Source organism: Mesorhizobium sp. M1088 (genome assembly GCF_040318575.1).
In the GTDB taxonomy this organism is placed as follows: domain Bacteria; phylum Pseudomonadota; class Alphaproteobacteria; order Rhizobiales; family Rhizobiaceae; genus Mesorhizobium.
This window is the reverse complement of the sequence record NZ_JAMYMO010000016.1, coordinates 1-23,043: the sequence shown is the minus strand read 5'-3', so window position 1 is coordinate 23,043 and position 23,043 is coordinate 1. Positions and strand designations below refer to the sequence as shown.

The 23,043-nt window shown below is 62.8% G+C and carries 20 protein-coding genes; 6 read left to right on the top strand and 14 right to left on the bottom strand.

The features are described from left to right. Positions 1-3: 3 nt before the first annotated feature. The 3 genes from trpC to NKH49_RS19285 are packed head-to-tail and all read left to right on the top strand — an operon-like array spanning position 4 to position 2,531. Positions 4-816, top strand: coding sequence for an indole-3-glycerol phosphate synthase TrpC (gene trpC, locus NKH49_RS19295; RefSeq protein WP_352927352.1), 813 nt, complete (start codon positions 4-6; stop codon positions 814-816). A 3-nt stretch (positions 817-819) separates the two neighbouring features. Next, entirely contained in the window at positions 820-1,326 is a 507-nt protein-coding gene (gene moaC, locus NKH49_RS19290; RefSeq protein WP_352474267.1) for a cyclic pyranopterin monophosphate synthase MoaC, read from the top strand. Next, positions 1,326-2,531: a molybdopterin molybdotransferase MoeA gene (locus NKH49_RS19285; protein WP_352540557.1), complete on the top strand. Its 1,206-nt coding sequence runs from the start codon at positions 1,326-1,328 to the stop codon at positions 2,529-2,531. Before moaC ends, NKH49_RS19285 begins: the two co-directional genes overlap by 1 nt. Positions 2,532-2,538: 7 nt before the next feature. On the opposite strand, the gene NKH49_RS19280 is transcribed toward NKH49_RS19285, so the two are convergent. Continuing rightward, positions 2,539-3,369, bottom strand: coding sequence for a hormone-sensitive lipase (locus tag NKH49_RS19280; protein ID WP_352540558.1), 831 nt, complete (start codon positions 3,367-3,369; stop codon positions 2,539-2,541). Positions 3,370-3,464: 95 nt separating this feature from the next. Beyond that, positions 3,465-4,712: a kynureninase gene (gene kynU, locus NKH49_RS19275; protein WP_352540559.1), complete on the bottom strand. Its 1,248-nt coding sequence runs from the start codon at positions 4,710-4,712 to the stop codon at positions 3,465-3,467. A 447-nt stretch (positions 4,713-5,159) separates the two neighbouring features. Here kynU and lexA point away from each other — a divergent pair, with 447 nt between their 5' ends. Continuing rightward, positions 5,160-5,894, top strand: coding sequence for a transcriptional repressor LexA (gene lexA, locus NKH49_RS19270; protein WP_023674949.1), 735 nt, complete (start codon positions 5,160-5,162; stop codon positions 5,892-5,894). On the opposite strand, the gene NKH49_RS19265 is transcribed toward lexA, so the two are convergent. Next, a complete protein-coding gene (locus tag NKH49_RS19265) occupies positions 5,888-8,353 on the bottom strand; it encodes a ComEC/Rec2 family competence protein (protein WP_352927347.1) in 2,466 nt (821 codons plus the stop codon). The two genes, lexA and NKH49_RS19265, sit on opposite strands and share 7 nt — an antisense overlap. A gap of 96 nt (positions 8,354-8,449) precedes the next feature. Between NKH49_RS19265 and gltX the strand changes: the two genes are divergently transcribed. Together gltX and gltA are read left to right on the top strand one after the other, a co-directional pair. Then, complete coding sequence (gene gltX, locus NKH49_RS19260; RefSeq protein WP_352927344.1) at positions 8,450-9,871, top strand: glutamate--tRNA ligase; 1,422 nt, start codon at positions 8,450-8,452, stop codon at positions 9,869-9,871. Between the two features lie 179 nt (positions 9,872-10,050). Then, entirely contained in the window at positions 10,051-11,379 is a 1,329-nt protein-coding gene (gltA, locus tag NKH49_RS19255) for a citrate synthase (RefSeq protein WP_352927342.1), read from the top strand. 97 nt (positions 11,380-11,476) lie between these two features. On the opposite strand, the gene lpxB is transcribed toward gltA, so the two are convergent. The 11 genes from lpxB to pyrH all read right to left on the bottom strand — a co-directional run bounded on the left by lpxB (position 11,477) and on the right by pyrH (position 22,872). After that, entirely contained in the window at positions 11,477-12,643 is a 1,167-nt protein-coding gene (gene lpxB, locus NKH49_RS19250; RefSeq protein WP_352927339.1) for a lipid-A-disaccharide synthase, read from the bottom strand. Continuing rightward, entirely contained in the window at positions 12,633-13,535 is a 903-nt protein-coding gene (locus tag NKH49_RS19245; protein ID WP_352685773.1) for an LpxI family protein, read from the bottom strand. Before NKH49_RS19245 ends, lpxB begins: the two co-directional genes overlap by 11 nt. 6 nt (positions 13,536-13,541) lie before the next feature. Then, on the bottom strand, positions 13,542-14,375 hold the full coding sequence (gene lpxA / locus NKH49_RS19240; RefSeq protein WP_352474276.1) for an acyl-ACP--UDP-N-acetylglucosamine O-acyltransferase: 834 nt from the start codon (positions 14,373-14,375) through the stop codon (positions 13,542-13,544). A gap of 13 nt (positions 14,376-14,388) precedes the next feature. Next, positions 14,389-14,853 (bottom strand): 3-hydroxyacyl-ACP dehydratase FabZ, encoded by a 465-nt coding sequence (gene fabZ / locus NKH49_RS19235; protein ID WP_023674942.1) that lies wholly within the window; start codon positions 14,851-14,853, stop codon positions 14,389-14,391. Further along, on the bottom strand, positions 14,846-15,904 hold the full coding sequence (gene lpxD / locus NKH49_RS19230; RefSeq protein ID WP_352474278.1) for a UDP-3-O-(3-hydroxymyristoyl)glucosamine N-acyltransferase: 1,059 nt from the start codon (positions 15,902-15,904) through the stop codon (positions 14,846-14,848). The genes fabZ and lpxD overlap by 8 nt, the downstream gene beginning before the upstream one ends. Positions 15,905-16,083: 179 nt before the next feature. After that, the gene (gene bamA / locus NKH49_RS19225; RefSeq protein ID WP_352474279.1) at positions 16,084-18,447 is read right to left on the bottom strand and encodes an outer membrane protein assembly factor BamA; all 2,364 of its coding nucleotides are present in this window, start codon (positions 18,445-18,447) and stop codon (positions 16,084-16,086) included. A 217-nt stretch (positions 18,448-18,664) separates the two neighbouring features. Then, the gene (rseP, locus tag NKH49_RS19220; protein ID WP_023674938.1) at positions 18,665-19,807 is read right to left on the bottom strand and encodes an RIP metalloprotease RseP; all 1,143 of its coding nucleotides are present in this window, start codon (positions 19,805-19,807) and stop codon (positions 18,665-18,667) included. 104 nt (positions 19,808-19,911) lie between these two features. Beyond that, positions 19,912-20,745 (bottom strand): phosphatidate cytidylyltransferase, encoded by an 834-nt coding sequence (locus NKH49_RS19215; protein WP_352474281.1) that lies wholly within the window; start codon positions 20,743-20,745, stop codon positions 19,912-19,914. Between the two features lie 3 nt (positions 20,746-20,748). Then, complete coding sequence (locus tag NKH49_RS19210; protein WP_023674936.1) at positions 20,749-21,471, bottom strand: isoprenyl transferase; 723 nt, start codon at positions 21,469-21,471, stop codon at positions 20,749-20,751. A 32-nt stretch (positions 21,472-21,503) separates the two neighbouring features. Continuing rightward, entirely contained in the window at positions 21,504-22,058 is a 555-nt protein-coding gene (gene frr, locus NKH49_RS19205; RefSeq protein ID WP_084640965.1) for a ribosome recycling factor, read from the bottom strand. 91 nt (positions 22,059-22,149) lie between these two features. Next, entirely contained in the window at positions 22,150-22,872 is a 723-nt protein-coding gene (gene pyrH / locus NKH49_RS19200) for a UMP kinase (RefSeq protein WP_023674934.1), read from the bottom strand. Positions 22,873-23,043: the final 171 nt, after the last annotated feature.

Genomic DNA, 23,043 nt, shown 5'->3' with positions numbered 1-23,043 from the left:
ACCATGTCCGACATCCTGCGCAAGATCGAGGCTTACAAGCGCGACGAGATCACGGCGGCCAAGGCGCGCGTGCCGCTGGCTGAGATCAAGGCACGGGCGACGGATGCCGACGCGCCGCGCGGCTTTCTTTCCGCCCTTGAAGCAAAGCGCAAATCCGGCAGGTTCGCGCTGATTGCCGAAATCAAGAAGGCTAGCCCATCCAAAGGCCTGATCCGCGCCGATTTTGATCCGCCGGCGCTGGCCAGGGCCTATGCGAAGGGCGGTGCCGCCTGCCTTTCGGTGCTGACCGACGCACCCTCCTTCCAAGGCGCGCCCGAATTCCTCACCACTGCGCGCGCTGCCGTCGAGCTGCCTGCCCTGCGCAAGGATTTCCTGTTCGACCCCTATCAGGTCTACGAGGCCAGGGCATGGGGTGCCGATGCCATCCTGATCATCATGGCCAGCGTCGACGACGAGTTGGCAAGAGAACTCGAAGCGACAGCGTTCGGGCTCGGCATGGACGCGCTAGTCGAAGTGCATGACGAGGCTGAAATGGAACGCGCGCTGCAGCTGTCGTCGCGACTGATCGGTATCAACAACCGCAATCTCCGGACCTTCGAAACCAGCCTGCAGACCTCGGAGCGGCTGGCAGCGATGGTGCCGGCCGACCGCCATCTGGTCAGCGAGAGCGGTATCTTTTCGCACGACGATTGCCGCCGGCTGGAGCAGAGCGGAATTGCGACTTTCCTGGTCGGCGAGAGCCTGATGCGCCAGCAGGACGTGGCCGCGGCAACGCGCCTGCTGTTGACGGGCAAGGCGCCGGCAGAGGCCGTTTGAGGGATGGCGGCCACCCTCACCCATCTTGGCGCGCAGGGCGAAGCCAACATGGTCGATGTCGGCGACAAGGCTGTGACGGTGCGCACGGCAGTCGCAGAAGGCTTTGTCGCGATGCGGCCCGAGACGCTGGACATGATCCTCGCCGGCGACGCCAAGAAGGGCGACGTGCTGGGCACCGCGCGCATTGCCGGCATCATGGCGGCCAAGAAGACGCATGAACTGATCCCGCTTTGCCATCCGCTGCTGCTGACCAGGATATCTGTCGATATCGAGGCGGACGCCGCGCTGCCCGGCCTGAAGGTGACAGCATTGACCCGCGTCACCGGCAAGACCGGCGTTGAGATGGAGGCTCTGAGTGCCGTCTCGGTCGCTTGCCTGACCATCTACGACATGGCCAAGGCGGTCGACCGCGCCATGGTCATCTCCGGCATCAGGCTGGTCGAAAAGACCGGCGGCAAATCCGGCGACTACAAGATCACCGGAGACGGGGCCACCGAGGCAGGCCGATAATGGCGCTGGTCCCAGTTGCCGAGGCGCTCGAGCGCCTGCTGGACGGCGCAGCAGCGCTGCCGGGCGAACGCGTCGCACTGCTGGATGCCGCCGACCGCGTGCTGGCGGAGCCGGTTGTGGCGCTCCGCACCCAGCCGCCGTTCAACGCCTCCGCCATGGACGGCTATGCCGTGCGGGCGGCCGATATCGCGTCCGTACCGGCAAGGCTTTCGGTGGTCGGCATGGCGCCGGCCGGACGCGGCTTTGCCGGAACGGTGCAGCAGCGGCAGGCCGTGCGCATCTTTACCGGCGCACCGCTTCCCGAAGGCGCCGACACTATCGTCATCCAGGAGAACGCCCGCGATCTCGGTGGCAGCAGCGTCGAAGTGACGGAACCGACGGTGCAGGGGCGCAACATCCGCCGCCTCGGGCTCGATTTCGCCAAGGGCGATGTCCTGCTGCCCAAAGGCCGCCTGCTCGACCCGGCGGCCTTATCGCTGGCGGCATCGGCCAATCACCCCGAGGTGCGCGTGGTCAAACGGCCGCTGGTCGCCATCATCGCCACCGGCGACGAATTGCTGCCGCCGGGCAGCGATCTTGGCCCCGACCAGATCATCTCCTCCAACGCCTATGGTGTCGCCGCTGCCGCACAGTCGGTCGGTGCGCGCGCGCTCGACCTTGGCATCGCGCCGGACCGCAGGGAGGCGATCGCTGCGCTGGTTGAAAAGGCCGTGAAGGCTGGCGCGAACGTCATCGTCACGCTGGGCGGTGCCTCGGTCGGTGACCACGACTTCGTCCATGAGGTGCTGACCGGGCAAGGCATGACGCTCGATTTCTGGAAGATCGCCATGCGGCCGGGCAAGCCACTGATGTTCGGGCGGCTGGGAGACATTCGCTGCATCGGCCTGCCCGGCAATCCGGTGGCAAGCCTGGTCTGCACTCAGCTCTTCCTGAAGCCGCTGCTGGCGCGGCTCGGCGGCCGCGCCTTTCAGCAGGATATACGTCGGGCACGGCTCGGTGCCGCCATGCCGGCCAACGATCTCAGGCAAGATTATGTGCGGGCTGTTGTCATTGATGACGCCGGTACGCTCGTGGCGACGCCGTTCGGCATCCAGGACTCCTCGATGCTGAAAATGCTGGCCGATGCCGACGGGCTGATCGTTCGCGCGCCGTTCGCGCCTGCCGCGGCGGCGGGCTCCCCCTGCGACGTACTGATGCTACGCTGAACCTGCCTCACTCCGAAATCAAGGTCCGGGTCAGCGGATGGTCTGGATCGGCCAAACCGTCGATGATGTTGAAATGATGCCGGTCAGGCTCGACCACCGAGCTGGTCGCGGTACCCAGGCCGATCCAGATGTTGGCCAGCAACGCGCTCTGACGCAGGAATTCAGCGCGCTCGCCGCCGCCGGCCCAGCAGGTCAGGCGGGCCTTGTCCATCGGGCGCAGCAGCACCGGGCTTTCGGCCTGCGCCTCGGCCTCATCGATCGCCAGCGTCTCGTTCATGCCGGTGCGCATGATCGGGCGCAAATCGTGCACCCCCGAGATCGACACTACATGACGAACGCGCCGGACGACTTCGGGCGCCAGCGGCGTCGTCGCCGTAACCATCCGGCTAACAAGATGGCCGCCGGCCGAGTGCCCGGTCAGCATCAGCGGCCCTGCAACGATCGCCGCCGCCTTGCCGATCGCCGCGCCGACTTCCTTGACGATGCCGCCAATGCGTATCTGCGGACAGAGCGTGTAGGACGGCATCGCCACCGCATAGCCGCGATCAACAGGGCCAGCGGCAAGATGCGACCAGAAATTCTTGTCGAATTCCATCCAGTAGCCGCCATGAACGAACACCACGAGTCCCTTGGGCTTGATGGCCGGCAGGAAAAGATCGAGCCGGTTGCGTGGATTGTCGCCATAGGCCATGTCGAGCCGCGCCCTGCCCTCGGTCGAAAGCACGTCGCGGAAAACCCGCGCGGGCTCGATCCAGGCCGCCGGCCAGCGATCGCTGCCGGCTATGTTGGCGCTGTTGGCATAGGCGTTGTCCCAATCGGCAATGTGACGTTCGAACACCCTGCGCCCTCCCTGGCATATGGCCCTGCAGCGTAGCCGTAAGCATCGCGCGGCGCGTCGTCGCCAGCCTCACGATTCCAGCTCTCGCATCAATCTCAAGTGACAGCTGCTTTGATGGCGAAGCGCGCATCCTTCCACGCACCGGTGTGCAGGATGTCCTCAAGCACTTTGGCGGCCTGCCAGACATCGGCATAGCCGACATAGAGCGGGGTGAAGCCGAAGCGCATGGTCGATGGCGCGCGAAAATCGCCGATCACGCCACGTTCGATCAGCGCGCGCATGACCTGGTAGCCATGCTCATGCATGAATGAAATCTGGCTGCCGCGTTTTTCCCCATCGCGCGTGCTTTCGAGCGTGAGCCCGTAAGTGCCGCACTTTGCCTCGACAAGCTCGATGAACAGATCCGCCAGCGCGATGCTCTTCTTGCGCACCGCCGTCATGTCGACATCGTTCCAGATGTCGAGCGCGCCCTTCAGCGTGCGCATCGACAAGACCGGCTGCGTGCCGCACAGAAACCGGCGGATGCCGGTGCCGGCCGCATAGCCTGGCTCGAAGGCGAAGGGCCGTGCATGGCCCCACCAGCCGGTGAGCGGCTGCTGGATGTCGGAAAGATGCCGCTCAGCCGCATAGATGAAGGCAGGCGCGCCCGGGCCGCCATTCAGATATTTGTAGGTGCAGCCAACGGCAAAATCGGCGTTTGCCTTGTCGAGTTCGACTGGCATCGCGCCGGCGGTGTGGCAGAGATCCCAGACGATCATCGCCCCGGCTTCCTGAGCCCTGCGCGTCAGCGCCGGCATGTCGCGCAGTTCGCCCGACTTATAGTTGACGTGGTTGACCAGCACCACAGCGGTGCGTTCGTCGATCAGCTCTTCGATGGTCGGCGCGTCGACTCCCGAGAGGCGCAGCAGCGTATCTTTTCGCGTCGAAACCACACCCTCGGCCATGTAGAGGTCCGTCGGAAAACTATCGCCCTCGGCGACGATGACCTGCCGCTCCGGTCGCATGGCCATGGCGGCGTGCAGCAGCTTGTAGATATTGACCGATGTCGTGTCGCAGACCACTGTCTGGCCGGCCGCGGCCCCGATCAGGCGCCCGAGCTGGTCGCCAAGTTCAAGCGGCATGTTGAACCAGCCGGCCGTGTTCCATGCGCGGATGAGATCATGCGACCATTCTTCGGTCGCGGCCTTGTGCAGTTCATCGAAAGCGGCACGTGAAGCAGCTCCTAGCGAATTGCCGTCGAGATAGATCACTCCTTGCGGCAACACAAAGCGGTCGCGCATCGCGCGCAGCGGATCCGCGGCATCCATCGCCTTTATGGCCACGAGATCGGGAATTCCTGTCATGATTTGTCTGCTCCCCCAAGATCCAACGCAACGCCGGACACGCATCGACTGTTCTTCCATTACTTGGTTGCGCGCAGCAAGGCTCCACCGGCGAGAAGCAGCCTGACCAGGCGGTGGAAACCGGGACTTAACCCGAGGTTGGCGTTTTGAGTTCGTTTCGTTCACGGTGCATTGACCAAACCGCACAGTCGATACGGGTTCAATTCCGTGCCTTTTGCCGACCGACGGCCGATGCCAGTGCCGCCTTCTAGGAGGCCAGAAGGGCGCAAACGAAAGCAGAATCAAGGCGATGAGGCTCGCGGCGGTGAAAATGCGGTACGCCGGTAGGGGACGTCGTTTGTTTCCCGAGCCTTAACGCATTCATTAAACTTTAAACAGTTGCGGAACACAACTGGAACAGATAGTGTTTGTTCTGGGTTTGTTTTTCTGATTCTGTTGGGGGTCGCTATGCTGACACGCAAACAACACGAACTGCTTATGTTCATCCACGAAAGGTTGAAGGAAAGCGGTATCCCGCCTTCATTCGACGAGATGAAGGAAGCGCTCGACCTGGCTTCCAAATCCGGAATCCACCGGCTGATTACGGCGCTGGAGGAGCGCGGCTTCATTCGCCGTTTGCCCAACCGGGCCCGTGCGCTGGAGGTGCTACGCCTGCCTGACTCGATCGCCCCCGGCCTCAATGCGGCACGCAAGTTCTCGCCGAGTGTCATCCAGGGTAGTCTTGGGCAAGGCGCCCCTCGGCAAGGCAAGCCGACATCGTCGCGCGTGCCCGCAGCCGGAAATGACGACGATGTCGTCGCCGCCGTTTCGATCCCGGTGATGGGCCGCATCGCTGCCGGTGTGCCGATCGACGCCATCCAGCACCAGACGCATTCGATTTCGGTGCCGCCGGATATGATCATGGGCGGCGAGCATTATGCGCTCGAGGTCAAAGGCGATTCGATGATCGAGGCCGGCATTTTCGACGGCGACACGGTGATCATCCGCAATGCCGATACGGCGAGCCCCGGTGAGATCGTGGTGGCACTGGTCGACGAGGAGGAAGCGACGCTGAAGCGGTTCCGCCGCAAGGGCGCCTCGATCGCCCTGGAAGCCGCCAATCCGGCCTACGAGACGCGCATCTTCGGACCAGACAGGGTCAAGGTGCAGGGCAAGCTCGTCGGACTGATCCGCCGCTACTGAGCTCCGCCCTTGGCGCCGGCTTTGGGGTTGTCGGCCCGGCGGTATGGCGGCAGGCCCCGTGCCGCGCGTGAAAATTTCCGCTGCACGTGCCAGGGCCGGTATGATTTTTCGACGGCGAAGCGGATCTCGGCGCGTGTTGCCGCTTGTGGATCGAAATAGACGGCGGCACTTCCCGCGCGCGCCAGTTGCCGTTTGGTGACGACGAGGACCAGCCGGTCGTAGTAGCAGGGGTTATGGGCGGTGGCGTCGTCGATGACGATCAAGCTGGCAAAGGCGCAGGCTGGCCGCGCAGTATCGCGGTCCTTGGCTTGCGCGATGATCGCGCCGGATGGATGCCTGGCAAGGCAGAGGCCGTCCGTGCAAATGAACGGCATGCCCGGCGGTAGGTCGGCCGGATCGGCAATGTCGAATTGCGGGTCGTTCTTTCCAGGTGTTTCCGGCGTGACGATAGCCTCTGATGTGAGCGCGCGTTTCCAGTTGTCGATGGTGAACTCATTCGGGCGTGCCCGGTTGACCGCGAGTTCACCGCTGCCGATCGGCAGCGCGACCAGCCGTGCGTCCTCCGAGACCAATACGTCGGGTATGCGTGTCTGCGTTGTCGTCAGCAAGCCGGCGAGCGCAAAAGGAAGTGCCGCCAGCCGCAACCACGTCGTCGCCATGCTGGCAATGACGAGGGCGATCGTCACCAGAAGGACGGATCTCAGCGAAATCAGCCCGACCGCATCGATCGGCGAGCGCTCCGAGATCCACCCGGACAGGGCGATCATCGCCGTCAGCCCCTTGCCCATGACATAGAGAAAAGGGCCATCCGCACCGAACGGCATCGCCAGCGCGCTGAGAACGGCGAAGGGCATGACGACCAGTGAGACGATGGGCATGATGGCCAGATTGGCGAACAGGCTGAGCGGCGCCACGCGCTGGAAATGCCATATGGCGAAAAGCGCCGTGGCGCTCCCTGCAATGATCGAGGTCATCGCCAGACCGCACATGCCCAGCAGGACCTTTCGAGTGGCAAAGCGTAGCGGCGACTGCCGCGGCGGCGGCGTGGTGGCCCTGCCGGCGCGGTAATCGGACCAGCCTGCATAGGCGCCGACAAGGGCCGCCGTCGCGGCGAAGGACATCTGGAAACTCGGACCGACCACCTCGTGCGGCGACACCAGGATGACCGCGATGGCCGAGATCGCCAGGTTGCGCATGGTGAGCGCGGCCCGGTCGAACAGCACGGCGATAAGCATCACCGCCAGCATGATGAAGCTGCGTTCGGCCGCCACGACAATGCCGGAAAAGACGAGGTAGGCCGCAATCGAAAAAAGCGCGGCGGCCGCGGCATATTTCTTGACCGGCCGTCGCGATGAGAAATCGGGAAACAGCGCGAAGGCACCCCGCAGCAGCGCCATGATGGTGCCGGCGACCAACGCCATATGCAGCCCCGAGATGGAGATGATGTGGTAGATGCCGGTGCGCCGCATCGCTTCGTTGATCTCCTCGGGAATGCCGGCGCGCACGCCGACGATCAGCGCAGCAGCAATCTCGCCCTCGGCACCGCCGATGCGGCTGCGGATATGGTCGGCGATGGATTCACGCGCGTCTTCGATCGCGGAAGAAAGCTGCGCGGCAAGCGGCATGCTGTCCGACGACACGATTTTCGGATTGCCGAGAAAAAAGCCGCTGCCGCCGATACCGGCGAAATAGCTGTCGAAGGAGAAATCATAGCTGTCGGGCCGCACCGGGCCGGTCGGCGGCAGCAGCCGCACATAGCCGGTGATCTCGGAACCGGCGGTCAGCTCAGCCGGTATCTTCATCGCCGAAACGCGGACCCGTTCCGGCATGTAGCGCAGTGTCGGCCTGGCGGTTGAGATCACATCGATTGTCAGCCTGATGCGGCCGCTCGCCATGGGCTCGTACGATACGACGCGACCCGTCAGCCGCGTCGAGATTTCGGAGCCGAGCATATGCGTTCCGACACGCCATGTCTCGAACTTGGCGGCAAGTACGCCAAGCGCGCAGAGCAGCGCCACCATGAAGCACAGGCGCGTCCTGGGCCATGACCGCGAGGCGACGGCACAAAGGGTCGCGAGGAGCGCGATTGCGATCGGCTGTGGAAAGGCCGGCTCCACCGACAGCCCGAAATAAACGACCACCCCGCATGCGAGGAACACCGGCACCAGCAGGAAGGCGATGCCGCGGTCGAGTTCCAGACCGGCCGCCGTGGTTACGCTGTTGCGGATACGGGACGGTGACGGGAGGCGGAAACGCCTGGGCAGGCGTACGATGGGCTCGCCCGCGGGCCCGAGAACCGCTGCTGGGTCGCTGGCCGGCAGCGACGGAGCATCGAAGCGCGGAGCAGGTAGCAATGCCGGTGCCGGCAGGACAGGCGGGGGAGCGGCAAACAGCAAGCGTTCGCTGACGTCGCTGCCAACGTCCTCGCCCTCGCCCGCACCACGGCCTCGCACAGCCATCGGGTCTGCCCCTTGCGCCCTCTACCTCCTATGCTACATGAACGCGCAACGCGCGAAAGTCCGCAAACCCACTTCCTTCGCCCGCCTGAGAGTTCCATGCCCGATAAGGTCGTCACCCGTTTTGCCCCCTCGCCCACCGGCTATCTGCACATTGGCGGCGCGCGCACGGCGCTGTTCAACTGGCTGTATGCCAAGCACACGGGCGGCACGATGCTGCTGCGCATCGAGGACACCGACCGCGAGCGCTCCACCGATGCGGCGACGGCAGCCATTCTCGACGGACTTTCCTGGCTCGGACTCACCTGGGACGGCGCACCTGTCTCGCAGTTCGAGCGCGCGCCGCGCCATCGCGAGGTGGCCGAGGAGCTGGTGCGCTCGGGCAAGGCCTATTACTGCTACGCGACGCCGGCGGAGCTGGAGGCGATGCGCGAGGCAGCGCGAGCCAAGGGGCTTCCGCCCCGCTATGATGGGCGCTGGCGCGACCGCGACCCGTCGGAGGCGCCGCCCGGCGCCAAGGGGGCGATCCGCATCAAGGCGCCGACAGACGGCGAGACGGTGGTGCATGACCGCGTCCAGGGCGACGTGCGCTTTCCCAACAAGGATCTCGACGATTTCATTATTCTGCGCTCGGACGGCAATCCCACCTACATGCATGCCGTCGTCGTCGACGATCACGACATGGGCATTACCCACATCATCCGCGGCGACGATCATTTGACCAACGCCGCACGCCAGACCGTAATCTATCAGGCCATGGGCTGGGAGGTGCCGTCGATGTCGCATATCCCGTTGATCCACGGTGCCGACGGCGCCAAGCTGTCGAAGCGGCACGGTGCGCTTGGCGTCGAAGCCTATCGCGCCATGGGCTACCTGCCGGAGGCGCTGCTCAACTATCTGGCGAGGCTTGGCTGGAGCCACGGCGACGATGAGATCATGTCGATCGCCGACATGATTACATGGTTCGACATTGGCGACGTCAACAAGGGCGCCGCCCGTTTCGACTTCGCCAAGCTCGAGGCGCTTAACGGCGTGCATATGCGCCGGATGAACGACGCGGCGCTGCTCGACATCTTCATCGCCACTCTGCCCTATCTAGAAGGCGGCCCGGCAATCGCCGCTCGCCTCGACGACAGACGCAGGGCGCAACTGCTTGCCGCGTTGCCGGGCCTGAAGGAGCGCGCCAAAACGCTGGTCGAACTTGTTGAAGGGGCTGCATTCCTTTTCGTCGAACGGCCGCTGCCGGTCGACGAGAAGGCGGCGGCGCTGCTCAGCGGTGAGGCACGCGCGATCCTGCGGGGCGCTCATGCGGCACTAGCCACGGTTTCGGGGTGGTCTGCCGCCTCAGCCGAAGCCGCGATCCGCGACTATGCGCAGGCCGCCGGCTATAAACTCGGCGCCGTGGCCCAACCTTTGCGCGCCGCGCTCACCGGCAAAAGTACCTCGCCAGGTGTCTTTGATGTGCTTGCCGTGCTTGGCCGCGAGGAAAGCCTGGCGCGGATCGCTGATCAAATCGATTAGCAAACTGGCCCAAGAAGATTGGCATTGAAAGGTGTGTTTCGCAGTGCAACATTGGGTCTTGGCCTAATCTGCCGCGCAGATTCAATTGCGGGCGCAAATGTGCGTATTCCGATGCTTTTGACGTGTTGGGTTCAGATATTTTGCCTTTGCCGGCCTGAGGAAACAAAAAGGAGTTTGCTATGACCGAACCTGCGACAAAAATGGAATTTGGCGGCAAAACCCAGGCATCGACGGCCAAGCTGGAACTCGGCAGCAAAACCCATGAATTCAAGATACGAAGTGGTTCGGTAGGACCTGACGTCATCGATATCGGTTCGCTCTACAACACCGCCGGCGTCTTTACCTACGATCCCGGTTTTACGTCGACGGCGAGCTGCGAATCGGAAATCACCTTCATCGATGGCGATGCCGGCATTCTTTTGCACCGCGGCTACCCGATCGACCAATTGGCCGAGCACGGCGACTTCCTCGAAGTCTGCTATCTCTTGCTCTATGGTGAACTCCCGACCAAGGCGCAGAAGGACGATTTCGACTACCGGGTGACGCGCCACACTATGGTGCATGAGCAGATGTCGCGCTTTTTCACCGGCTTCCGCCGTGATGCGCATCCGATGGCGGTGATGTGCGGCGTGGTCGGCGCGCTGTCGGCCTTCTATCACGATTCCACCGATATCTCGGACCCCTATCAACGCATGGTCGCGTCAATGCGGCTGATCGCCAAGATGCCGACGATCGCGGCGATGGCCTATAAATACCACATCGGCCAGCCATTCATTTACCCGAAGAACGAGCTGAATTTCGCAGCCAATTTCCTGCATATGTGCTTCGCCGTGCCTTGCGAGGAATACAAGATCAATCCGGTGCTGGCCCGCGCGATGGAGCGCATCTTCATCCTGCACGCCGATCACGAACAGAACGCCTCGACTTCGACCGTCCGCCTGGCCGGCTCGTCGGGCGCCAATCCTTTTGCCTGTATCGCTGCCGGCATCGCCTGCCTGTGGGGTCCCGCACATGGCGGCGCCAACGAGGCAGCCCTGAACATGCTGGGCGAGATCGGTCATGTCGATCACATCCCGGAATTCATTGCGCGCGCCAAGGATAAGAACGATCCGTTCCGATTGATGGGATTTGGCCACCGCGTTTACAAGAATTACGATCCGCGCGCCAAGATCATGCAGAAGACCGCGCACGAGGTCCTGGGCGAGCTCGGCATCAAGGACGATCCACTGCTCGACATCGCCATGGAGCTGGAAAGGATCGCACTGACCGATTCCTATTTCATCGAGAAGAAGCTCTATCCGAACGTCGATTTCTATTCCGGCATCACGCTGAAGGCGCTGGGCTTTCCCACCACCATGTTCACCGTGCTGTTCGCGGTCGCCCGCACCGTCGGCTGGATCGCGCAGTGGAAGGAGATGATCGAGGACCCGCACCAGAAGATCGGTCGCCCGCGCCAGCTCTATACCGGCGCGCCGGAACGGGACTACGTACCAATCGCGAAGCGGTGAATGGTGAATGGTGAATGGTGAATGGTGAATGGGAGTAGCGAAGCGTCGCTCCCTGTCCATAGAAACCGCTATTCACAATTCACAATTCATAATTCACTCACTTCCTCACCATCCCCATCACCACCCCCGCGGCAATCTCGCCTGACGGCTTGGCGGTTGCCATACGCCCGGCAATGTCGGCAAAACCATGCTTCTGCCAGGTGCGGTAGGCGGTATCGGAGCACAGCGCTTCCAACTGCCGCGCCAGATAATGCGGCCGCACATATTGATTGTAGTGTTCCGGCACAACCGGCCGGTCGGCAATGAGATTGGGCAAGGCTGCGCTCCATACTTTGATCAGCGGCTGCGCCATGCGCATGACCGGATCGAGCCGGTAGCAGGAGATCATTGGCACACCCGCCAGTGCCAGTTCCAGCGATACCGTCCCCGACGCGATCAGCGCCGCATCCGCCTTGCCGAAAGCCTGCCATTTGCGTTCGGCATCAAGGATGATCTCCGGCTTCTCGTCCCAGCTCGCGACCGAGGTCCTGACCAGGTCGGCGACGTGCGGCACCGTCGGCAATAGCAGGCGCAAGCGGTGCCCGCGCGCCCGCAGGATCGACAGCGTTTCGCCGAACGGCCCAACCAGGCGCCGCACCTCACCACGACGCGAACCTGGCAGTACAAGCAACGTTTTGACGTGATCTGCGGACAGGTCACGCGGCTGCGCCTGCGCCCTGGCGGCACTGATTATGCCCGGATCGTGTGCAAGGCGATGCCCGACATAGGTGCCGGGCGGCCCGCCCAGGCGAGCGAGTTCCTTCACCTCGAACGGCAGGATGCAAAGAATGTGATCGACATATGGCTTCATCGCCGCCGCCCTGCCCGGCCGCCACGCCCACACGCTCGGGCAGACATAGTGGACGATCGGGATAGTCGGATCGGCGGCACGCACCTTCTTGGCGACGCGCAGCGAGAAATCCGGACTGTCGATGGTGATAAGGCAATCGGGCTTTTCACCGGCAATAGCGTTTGCAGTCTGGCCGATCCGCCGCATCAGGCGCGGCAGGTCGCGCAGGATGGCGCTAAGCCCCATCAGTGCGATCTCGCTGCCGTCGAACAATGGCGCCAGGCCGAGCGCCTGCAAATGGCGGCCGCCGATGCCGACAAGCCGAACTTCGCGCCCGGTCATGCGCTTGAGCGCCTGCACAAGGTCGGCGCCAAGTAGGTCGCCGGACTCCTCGCCGGCGACGACGGCTATCTTCAACGGCCGCTCATTCGCCATGCGCCGGCTCCGTAGCAGGCAGGCCAATCACGAACAGGCCGAGCGCATTGGCACGTCCGATGGTGGCGGGACCTTCGAGCACCAGCGAGCGACCGGCTTCGACGGCAATGCCGGCCAGTCCGGCGGCATGCGCCGCCTCGACGGTCAGCGGGCCGATGGAGGGCAGATCGGCACGCAGTTCCTGACCGGGCTTGGCGCATTTGACCAGAACACCGCGGCTCCCGCCGGCCAGCCTGCCGTGCCCGCGCAACTCCCTTGTCCGCTCGAGCAGCCCGTCGGTGCCTTCGACGCCTTCCAACGCAATGGCGCGGCCGCCGACCGCAACAGCCGCTTGGCCGATATCCAGCGCGCCGATGGCTTTTGCCGCCGCGTGCGCCGCCTCGATGTCGCGCCAGTCGGATTTGCGTGGCGCCGCCTTGGTCAGCAGGCCTTCGGCGGCGACCAGCTCCGGCACGATCTCGTGAGCGCCGATGACCTTGATGCCGCTGCGCTCGATCCTGCGGACGAACAGTTTCAGCACCGTATCGTCCCCCCGGGTTACACCGACGAAGAGGCTGGGTAGCCACGCGAGCAGGCCCAAATTGAGGCGCATGGCGCTCAGCCTGGGGCGGCGCGTGATATGACCCGCGGTTACGAGATGCGTGACGTGGTGCCGCTTAAGGATCGGCAGCAGCGAGCCGACGTCTTCCAGCCTCAAGGTTGCCTGCTCATAGGGCTCGAAATCGGCTATGCGATCGACCTCGCCGGCCGCCATCACGACGAAGGGCAATTTGCCTTGCCGGGCGAGCGCTCGGGCAATTTCGACCGGGAGACTGCCGCCGCCGGCGATGATGCCGACCTTGGCATCTGGCGCGAGATCAAGGCCTTTTCCGGCAGCCTCAATCTTCGTCATCTGCCCTCAGTCTTCATCATCGGTGTCGTCGCCGTCGCTACCCTTGAGGGACGGCACGGCGTAGTGCCGCTTGCCGCGACCAGCGATGAAGTCGACGATTTTCATGGCAGTCGGCGACGAGGCGAATTCCGCCTTGGCGAATTCGATGTTCTCGCCGACGGTCCGGGAGCGATCGAAGATCGTCTTGTAGGCTTTGCGCAGCAAGTGGATCTCCGAACGCGGCAGGCCGGCGCGCTTCAGGCCAATGATGTTGAGGCCGCGAAGGCTGGCACGGTTGCCAACGGCGATGGCGTAAGGAATGACGTCGCCGACGATCGCCGAGCAACCGCCGAGAAAGGCGTTATCGCCGATGCGGACAAACTGATGAACTGCGGTAAGGCCGCCGATGTAGACATTGTCACCGACTTCGCAATGCCCGCCTAACGTCGCTTGATTGGCGAAGGTGGCGTTCTTGCCGACCACGCAGTCATGGGCAATATGGGCATAGGCAAGGAAATTGCCGTTGTCGCCGATCGTCGTCTCGCCGCGGCTGGAATCGGTGCCGACATGCATGGTGACGCCTTCGCGGATCGTGCAATTCTCACCGATCACCAGCGTGGTACGGCCGCCCTTGTGCTTGGTGTTCTGCGGCGGTCCGCCCAGTATCGCCATCGGATAGACCTTGGTCGATGCACCGATGGTGGTCGCGCCAATCACCGAGACATGGCTGACCAGTTCGACGCGGTCGCCGATCACGGCGTCGGGGCCGACGTGGCAGAAGGGCCCGATGCGGGCGCCTTCGCCGATTTGGGCGCCTGCCTCGATGACCGACGATGGATGGATGACTGTCTGGATTTTCATTAGCATTCGTTTGTCAGCCGCTTGCGACCATCATCGCCGAGATCTCGGCTTCCGCCGCCTTGGCGCCATCGACGAGGGCCTCGCAAGCGAATTTGAGAAGATTGCCGCGTTTCTTGATTTTCTTCACATGAATTTTCAGCTGGTCGCCTGGAACGACCGGCTTGCGGAACTTGGCATTGTCGATGGTCAGGAAATAAACCAGCGACGGCTTTTCCGTACCAAGGCTGCGGATGCAGATGGCGCCGGCCGTCTGCGCCATCGCCTCGATGATCAGCACGCCGGGCATGACCGGCTGGTCGGGGAAATGACCTTGGAAATGCGGCTCGTTTATGGTGACGTTCTTGATGCCGATGGCGGATTCGTCGCCATCTATGTCGACAATACGGTCGATCATCAAGAACGGATAGCGGTGCGGCAGGAGCTTCATCAGCCGCATTATGTCAACCGCTTCGAGCGTCGCCGCTGCGATGTCAGCCATTTCCCCCCTCACCCTGTTTGCGCGTCCGTGCAAGTCTGCGCAAGGCCGCTATCTCGCGCATGGCTTCCGCCATCGGCTGCGCCGGATATCCTCCCCAAATCTCACCGGCAGGCACATTGCTCATAAACCCGCTTCTTGCCGCAAGCTTGGCCCCGGACCCGATGGTCAAATGATCCGCAAGGCCGACACCGCCACCCATGGTGACGTTGTCGCCTACCGTCACGGAACCGGAAATACCCGAAAGCCCGGCTATAATGCAATTGCGGCCGATGCGAACGTTGTGCGCGATCTGCACCAGATTGTCGATCTTGGTGCCCTGGCCGATGATCGTGTCGGACATGGCGCCGCGATCGACGGTCGTATTCGACCCGATCTCGACGTCGTCCTGGATGATGACGCGGCCGATCTGCGGAACCCGCTCCGGACCCTTGGCGCCGGCCACGAAACCGAAGCCATCCTGGCCGATCCTGGCACCGCCATGGATGATGACGCGATTGCCAATCAACGCATATTGCACGCTGGCACCTGGACCGACATAGCCGTCACGGCCAATCTGCGAGGACGGACCGATGACCGCATGCGGGGCAATGACGGTCCCGCTGCCGATGGCAGCGCGAGGTCCGATGATCGCACCCGCTTCGATGATCGCACCGGCCTCGACATGGGCGGTCGCATCGATATGGGCGTGCGGCGAGATACCGGTTTCGCCGGTCATCGGTCCAGGCGTTGCAGCGGCCGGAAAAAGCAGACGCCCGACCATTGCGAAGGCCTGCTGCGGGCGCGGATGCACCAGCACCGCGATGCCCGCCGGCGCCTTGCCGGCAAATTCGGCAGGGCAGAGAACCGCCGCCGCCCGCAGTGACTGCATCAGGGCGAAATTGCGCCTGCCATCGACGAAGACAAGGGCGTTCTCGCCGCCTTCGTTGGCGGGCGCCAGAGCCTCGATCGATACATCGAAGAGACCGGAATCAACAAGCGTCGAGCCGGTCAGATTCGCGACTTCGCCGGCCGTATACCGGCGTGAGGGCGCGAAGAACACCGGATCGGTCATTCCAGAAGCAATATCCAGCTAGCGCATGACCCCGAAATCGGAAATCGACCCTCGGAAAGGATCATGCGCAAATCAAAATGCTACAACGTCCTTTGCGCGTCCGATAGGACGCGCTGCGCTGTAGTGTCGGATCACTGCCATCCGGATCCAAACGAGCCGGAAGCATCATTGCCCGCACATCAGAAGCGGGTCGATATGCCGAAGTTGAATTCCTGCACGTCGTCGGTCTTTTCCTTCTTGACCGGGATCGCATAGTCGATGCGGATCGGGCCGAAAGGCGATGCCCACATCAAACCGACACCGACGGAAGCGCGCCATTCCATGCCGGTTGTCGAAGAATTGACAAGGCCACTTGCGATTTTGCTGCCGTAGAGCGTTGCCGCATCGGCGAACACAGCGCCACGCAAACCGAAGCTTTCGGGGATGACCGGCAGCGGGAACTGAGCTTCCGCCGAGGCATTGAAGTAGGTGGTGCCGCCGAGATGGTCATTGCTGTTGTCCGAAGCAACCGGGCCGATGCCGCCGTATTCGAAACCGCGGATCATACGGTCGCTGCTCTGGAAATGGTCGAAGACGCGCAGATCGCCGTTGCCATAGCCTTGGACATGGCCGGCGCCGCCCGAAATGAGGCCCACCAGGTCCAATTGTTCGGACAGCGTCTGATAAATGCTGCCGCGCGCCGTGACCTTGATGAACTTGGCATCGCCGCCGACGCCAGCCACTTCGGTGCCGACATTGGCATAAATACCGTCATGCGGGTTCTTCATGTCGTCGATGGTATTGTAGATCAGGCCGAGGCTGACCGAGGACTTGAGCCATGGGCTCTCTTCAACGCCGTTTACGATCGCCTGGGAGACGTCGCAGGTGCCACCATTGATAACGGGAACGCAGCCCTCGTCGAACTCGTACTTCTCTTGCGCAATATTATAAGCCAGCTGCGTTGAGATATTGTCGGTGATCGGCAGACCGAAGCGGACGGTCGCGCCTGTCGTGTCGCTGTCGTAATGGTCGTAGTTTCGGCTCTGCTTGTAGATGTCGAAGCCGGCCGCGATCCGGCGGCCGAGGAAATAGGGTTCGGTGAAAGAGAAGCTGTAGTCGCGCGAGTTCTTGCCACCGCCCGCCGCCACCTTGATGAATTGGCCGCGACCGAGGAAGTTGCGCTCACTGACGGAACCTTCGACGGACGGACCTGACGTTTCACCGCCGCTCGAATAACCGGCGCCGACCGTGAACTCACCGGTCGATTTCTCGACCACATCTACCACCAGCACAACCTGGTCCGGCTCAGAACCCGGAACGGTGGAAATTTCGACTTTTTCAAAATAATCGAGCGCTTCCAGCCGCCTCTTCGCGCGCTGGATGAGCACCTGATTGAAAGCATCGCCTTCGCTGACATCGAACTCGCGGCGAATGACGTAGTCGCGCGTCCGATCGTTGCCGCGAATCTCGATGCGCTCGATATAGGCCTTGGTCCCCTGATCGACCGTATAGACGACCGAGATCGTGTGGTTCTCGAAGTTGCGGTCGCCGCGCGGCGTCACCTGGGCGAAGGCATAGCCGGATCCAGCGACCTTTTCGGTCAAGGCGATGATCGTGTCCTCGACGTTCTTGGCGTTGTAGACATCGCCCTTGTGGGTCTCGACCACCGATTCAAGTGACTTGGCGTCGACCTCGGGGATCGTGCTTTCGACGCTGACATCCCCGAACGTATAACGCTCGCCCTCCTGTACCGTGATGGTGACGGTGTATTTGTTGGTGGTGTCGTCGAGTTCGCCGACAGCCGAGACGACCTGGAAGTCGGCATAGCCGTGATTATAATAGAAGCGGCGCAGCAGCTCCTGGTCGGCGCGCAGCTTGTCCTCGTCATAAACGTCGTCGCGCAGCACGAACGACAGGAAGGACGAACGCTTGGTGGAGATGATGTCCGACAGCCGGCGGCTCGAATAGGCGCTGTTGCCGACGAAATTGATCGCTGCGATCTGGGTGCGGCCGCCTTCGTTGATGTTGAAGACCACGTTTACCCGGTTGTCGCCGAGATCCATGATCTGGGTGGTCACGGCGGCATCGTCGCGGCCGATACGCCGGTATGCGGCCTTGACCGCCTCGACATCGGCATCGAGCTGCTGTTGCGAGAAGGTGCCGCGCGGCTTCAATTGCACCGCGGCCTCAAGCGCGTTGTCCTTGAGCTTCTTGTTGCCCTGGAACAGCACCTGGTTGACGACCTGGTATTCGGACACCTTGATGACCAGCGTCGATCCGACCTGGTTGATCTGCACATCCGAAAACAGCCCGGTGCCAAACAGCGCCTTGACCGCATCGTCGATATCCGAACTGGAAAACGCCTTGCCGGGCTTGATCGTCACGTAATTGCGGATGGTGTCCGCGTCGACACGCTGATTGCCGGTGACTTCGACTCTGGAGACGACAGCCGCCTCGGCGGCCGATGTGGCAACGAACTGCACTGCGAGCGCGCCTGGTACAACCAGAGCGGCGGACATAGCCACCGCGGACGCGGCGCTCAGAAACTTGGATGCTGCCTTCATCGGGCTTTTGTACCTTTTCTCGAAGTCCCCACGGCGAGAAAACCGGACGTGCGGTAATTTCCCCTACCGTATTAACCGGATTTTCCCTACACGCAAGGCTTCTGGTTAATTTGTATTTACTTAACCCTGCGGCGTGGCTTTCGCGTCACGCATATCCCCACGCATGGTAAACGGCGTCTCAACATTGCTCGTGCCGAAGCCAAATTCCTTCATGATTTCAGCACCCAAACAGATCGTTCCAGAAAACAAAGCCCATGAACCCGAGCACCAATATGAGGCCGCTTCGGTAAGCCATTTCCATCATGCGTTCGGACACCGGCCGCCGGATGACAGCCTCCACGCCGTAGAACAGAAGATGCCCTCCGTCGAGGGGGGGAATCGGCAAAAGGTTGAGAATCCCTATCCCGACTGACAGGAATGCAACAAGCTGCACGAGCCATTCAAAGCCGAGCTTTGCCGCCTGACCCGACATCTTGGCGATCTTGATGGGGCCGCCCAGCTGGCACTTGTCCTCGCGACCGACAACGAAACGTTGCAGGAACTGGCCGGTACGCTGGATGACGTGTCCGGTTTCCTGGACCGCTGCCCCGACCGCCCCGGCCGGACTATAGGTGATCAGCCGCGGCTGGCCGAGTTCCTTGTTGTTGACGACGCCGATCACGGCCACCTGGACCTTGTTGCCCAGCGCGTCTTGTTGTTCCATCAAGCGCGGCGTCGCCGTGACGGTGATTTCCTTGCCGGCGCGTAGCATGACGAAGGTGATGCTGTCGCCGGCGCGGCCAGAGACCAGACGCTGGACGTCGGCGAAGGTCTCGACCTTGCTGCCGTCGACGCTGACGAATCGGTCGCCGGGCATGATGCCGGCCGCGGCGGCCGGACTGCCGACAGTGACCTCAGCCACCATCGGCTCCAGCACGGGCCGGCCATGGACGGAAAACAGCACGGCAAAGACGGCGATCGTCAGCAGGAAGTTGAACAGCGGCCCCGCCACGACGGTCGCCGCCCGCTTCCAGATCGGCTGCGTGTGGAAGGCGACCTTGCGTTCCTCGTCGCTCAGCGCCTCGATCTCCTCGGAGCTGGGCTGGCTCGACGTCGCGTTCATGTCGCCGACGAACTTGACGTAGCCCCCGAGCGGTATGGCGCAAAGCTTCCAGCGCGTGCCGCGGCTATCGTTGAAGCCGATGATCTCTGGGCCGAAACCGATCGAAAAGGCTTTTGCGCCGATACCGCACCAGCGCCCGACGAGGTAATGGCCCATTTCGTGGACAAAAACGACCACGGTCAGCACGAACAGGAAAGGCACCAGCGTGCCGAGGACAAAGCCCTCTGTGCTGAAAACCGCGTGAAAAATCTCGTTCAATTCATGCCCTCAAATTCATCCACGGCACAGATCACGCCGCGACTGTGACATCAATCCAGGCGAATCCATGACGCAGCCCCGCGCCGGCCCACCGACGATGCCGTTCAAACCGGAAACAGACCCTGTGCCGGATGGTCGGCGGTCGCGGAAATCCAGCCGATGACGTATAGGGCGAAAGCCGCCGCGACAAGCCCATCTACCCGATCCATGATGCCGCCATGGCCGGGTATCAGCGTGCCGGAATCTTTACGGCCGTGGCGTCGCTTGACCCATGATTCGAACAGGTCGCCGGCCTGCGCGACAATCGAAAGCACCAGTGCGACCACGCCAAGCACGACGAGGTTGCCCGTTCCGGCTACGGCGGCCAGAAGCAGCCCGGCCACTACGCCGCCGACCACCCCACCGAGCGCCCCGCTCCGCGTCTTGCCCGGCGAGATCGACGGCGCCAGCCTTGGACCACCGATGGAGCGGCCGACGAAATAGGCAAAGATATCGGTCGCCCAAACCACGGCGAATAGGAACAGAATGGCCAGCAGCCCTGAATGGTCGCCGTCACGCAAGAAGGCCAGCGACAAGCCGGACACGGCCGCATAGGCAAGGCCGGATGCTTCCCACGGTCCTGCCCTGCGCATGGAAGAAGCGACGGCAGTGACAGCAACCAGAGCCGCGACGAGCGGCAGCAGCAAAGACGCAGGCAGGCCGGCGACGAGGGCACCAATAAAGACCACGATCAGCGCCTCGGGCAGAAAGCCGAGACCTGCCGTAGCACCAGCACCTGCCGGGGCAACGGGGCGGCTCATCCGCGTCCACTCGTAGAAGATCACCGCCGCCATGGCGGCGCAAAGCAACCGGAAGGACAGTCCGCCGAGCCAGGTCAGGGCAAGCGTGACGATGGCAAGCACGACGGCCGAAATGACCCGGAGTTGGAGGTTGCTCATTCCTCAGCCTGAGGCGACATCTTGGGCGGCAAGTCCGCCGAAGCGGCGCTCGCGGCCGGCGAAATCGCGCAGTGCATCGGACAGGTGCTCGCGACTGAAGTCGGGCCAGTAGCAAGGCAGGAAAACGAGTTCGCTATAGGCGGCCTGCCATAACAGGAAGTTGGACAGCCGAAGCTCGCCGCTGGTGCGGATGACCAATTCCGGGTCCGGAATGCCCTCTGTATCGAGCGAGCTGGCAAAGGAATCGGCCGTGATCGCCTCGCTCTCGATCTCACCGCGCGCCACCGCCGCTGCGAGCTTGCGCGCGGTGCGCACGATCTCGTCGCGCCCGCCGTAATTGAAGGCAATGACCAGTGTCAGCGCCTCGTTGCTGAGAGTGAGCGTTTCGGCTTCCTCGAGCAGCCCCCTTATGTCGGGCTGCAGCCCTGCCCTGTCACCGATGACCCTGATCCGCACCCCACTCTGGTGCAGCTCGGCGAGGTCACGTCGGATGAAAAGCTTAAGCAGGCCCATGAGGTCGCTGACTTCGGATTTCGGCCGTGACCAGTTTTCCGACGAAAAAGCGTAGACGGTCAGGAAGGAGATGCCGAGGCCGGGGGCGGCGCGCACTGTCTTGCGCAGCGCCTCGACGCCGGCGCGGTGACCGGCCAGCCGCGGCAAGCCGCGCGCCTTGGCCCAGCGTCCGTTTCCGTCCATGATGATCGCGACATGCGCGGGCGTTGCCATATTCTCGCTTCCGGGCCAGGCGTGGCCAGACCCTAGACCTGCATGATTTCCGCTTCCTTGTCGGAAAGCAGGTGGTCGATGGTGCTGATTGTCTCGTCGGTCAGTTTCTGAACCTGGTCGGCCCGTTTGCGATGGTCGTCCTCACTGATGTCGCCGTCCTTTTCCGCCTTTTTCAGAAAGTCCATGCCGTCCCGGCGAACGTGGCGTGCGGCGACGCGGGCATTCTCGGCATAACCGTGCGAGATCTTGACCAGCTCCTTGCGGCGCTGTTCGTTGAGCTCGGGCAGCGGAATCCTGAGATTGGTACCGTCGACGATAGGATTGAAGCCGAGATTGGCTTCACGGATGGCGCGGTCGACTGCGCTGACCATCGACTTGTCCCAGACCGAAACCGAAATCATGCGCGGTTCCGGCACCGACACTGTTGCCACCTGGTTGATCGGCATGGTGGTGCCATAGGCCTGCACCTGGACGGCATCGAGCAGGTTGCTCGACGCGCGGCCGGTGCGCAGCGAAGCCAGATCATGCTTGAACGCGGCGATCGCCCCGTCCATGCGCCGTTTGAGATCGTCGTACTCGCCACTCATCATCGTCTCCTCGACCCGTTAACCCGGGTTCACTGCTTAGGCCCTGTTCGAGCCTCATCCGCAACCGGTCCCTTTCGGGTTCATGGTCCGGTCAATCGTCTGCGACAACCGTGCAACGGCCGCCGCCCCTCAGGATATCGCCGAAGCCACCCTTCTCGTGGATCGAATAGACGATTATCGGAATGTTGTTTTCGCGCGCAAGTGCAATCGCCGCCGTATCCATGATCGAAAGCCCGCGTTTGATGACTTCGTCATGGCTGATCCGCTCGAAACGTGTCGCATGCGGGTCCTTCTTGGGATCAGCCGAATAGACACCATCGACCTGGGTGCCCTTGAATAGAGCATCGGCGCCGATCTCGGCAGCGCGAAGGGCTGCAGCCGAATCGGTGGTGAAGAACGGATTACCGGTGCCGCCGGCGAAGATGACGACCTTGCCCTGGTTCATGTAGGCGGTCGCCTGACGCTGCGAAAAACTTTCGCAAAGCTCGGGCATGGCGATCGCCGACAGCACCACGGCGTCGACACCGATCTTGTTGAGCGAGGTGCGCAACGCCAGCGAATTGATAACCGTGGCAAGCATGCCCATATGGTCGCCGGTGACGCGGTCTCCGCCTTTTGACGCAACCGCGACGCCACGGAAGATGTTGCCGCCGCCTATGACGACACCGACTTCGATGCCCAATGCGCGGGCCTCGGCGATGTCGGCGGCGATGCGGTCGACCACCGATACGTCGATGCCGAAATGCTGCTCGCCCATCAACGCTTCGCCCGACGCTTTCAGCAAGACACGTCGGTAGAGGGGCTTCACCGTCATCTGGTCCTCGTCATCGTGCGTGTGACGCGTTTCGGTGCGCCCCGAAACACTGGGCGTTCCGATACACGAAGGGCGCCGCGGGGTGCCGCCGGGCCCGCGCCGGCAGGTGGGATGGTGGGCCAGGTTAGGCGTGACCAGAACCCGGCCAAAAATCCACGCATGAGCAAATCA

Coding starts and splice junctions, on each gene's coding strand:
- lpxD (WP_352474278.1), bottom strand. CDS start 15,904: ATGACCGATCCGGTGTTCTTCGCGCCCTCACGCCGGTATACGGCCGGC.
- gltX (WP_352927344.1), top strand. CDS start 8,450: ATGCCCGATAAGGTCGTCACCCGTTTTGCCCCCTCGCCCACCGGCTAT.
- fabZ (WP_023674942.1), bottom strand. CDS start 14,853: ATGGCTGACATCGCAGCGGCGACGCTCGAAGCGGTTGACATAATGCGG.
- kynU (WP_352540559.1), bottom strand. CDS start 4,712: ATGACAGGAATTCCCGATCTCGTGGCCATAAAGGCGATGGATGCCGCG.
- lpxB (WP_352927339.1), bottom strand. CDS start 12,643: ATGGCGAATGAGCGGCCGTTGAAGATAGCCGTCGTCGCCGGCGAGGAG.
- NKH49_RS19265 (WP_352927347.1), bottom strand. CDS start 8,353: ATGGCTGTGCGAGGCCGTGGTGCGGGCGAGGGCGAGGACGTTGGCAGC.
- bamA (WP_352474279.1), bottom strand. CDS start 18,447: ATGAAGGCAGCATCCAAGTTTCTGAGCGCCGCGTCCGCGGTGGCTATG.
- frr (WP_084640965.1), bottom strand. CDS start 22,058: ATGAGTGGCGAGTACGACGATCTCAAACGGCGCATGGACGGGGCGATC.
- NKH49_RS19285 (WP_352540557.1), top strand. CDS start 1,326: ATGGCGCTGGTCCCAGTTGCCGAGGCGCTCGAGCGCCTGCTGGACGGC.
- gltA (WP_352927342.1), top strand. CDS start 10,051: ATGACCGAACCTGCGACAAAAATGGAATTTGGCGGCAAAACCCAGGCA.
- pyrH (WP_023674934.1), bottom strand. CDS start 22,872: ATGACGGTGAAGCCCCTCTACCGACGTGTCTTGCTGAAAGCGTCGGGC.
- lexA (WP_023674949.1), top strand. CDS start 5,160: ATGCTGACACGCAAACAACACGAACTGCTTATGTTCATCCACGAAAGG.
- NKH49_RS19215 (WP_352474281.1), bottom strand. CDS start 20,745: ATGAGCAACCTCCAACTCCGGGTCATTTCGGCCGTCGTGCTTGCCATC.
- NKH49_RS19245 (WP_352685773.1), bottom strand. CDS start 13,535: ATGACGAAGATTGAGGCTGCCGGAAAAGGCCTTGATCTCGCGCCAGAT.
- NKH49_RS19210 (WP_023674936.1), bottom strand. CDS start 21,471: ATGGCAACGCCCGCGCATGTCGCGATCATCATGGACGGAAACGGACGC.
- trpC (WP_352927352.1), top strand. CDS start 4: ATGTCCGACATCCTGCGCAAGATCGAGGCTTACAAGCGCGACGAGATC.
- lpxA (WP_352474276.1), bottom strand. CDS start 14,375: ATGAAAATCCAGACAGTCATCCATCCATCGTCGGTCATCGAGGCAGGC.
- moaC (WP_352474267.1), top strand. CDS start 820: ATGGCGGCCACCCTCACCCATCTTGGCGCGCAGGGCGAAGCCAACATG.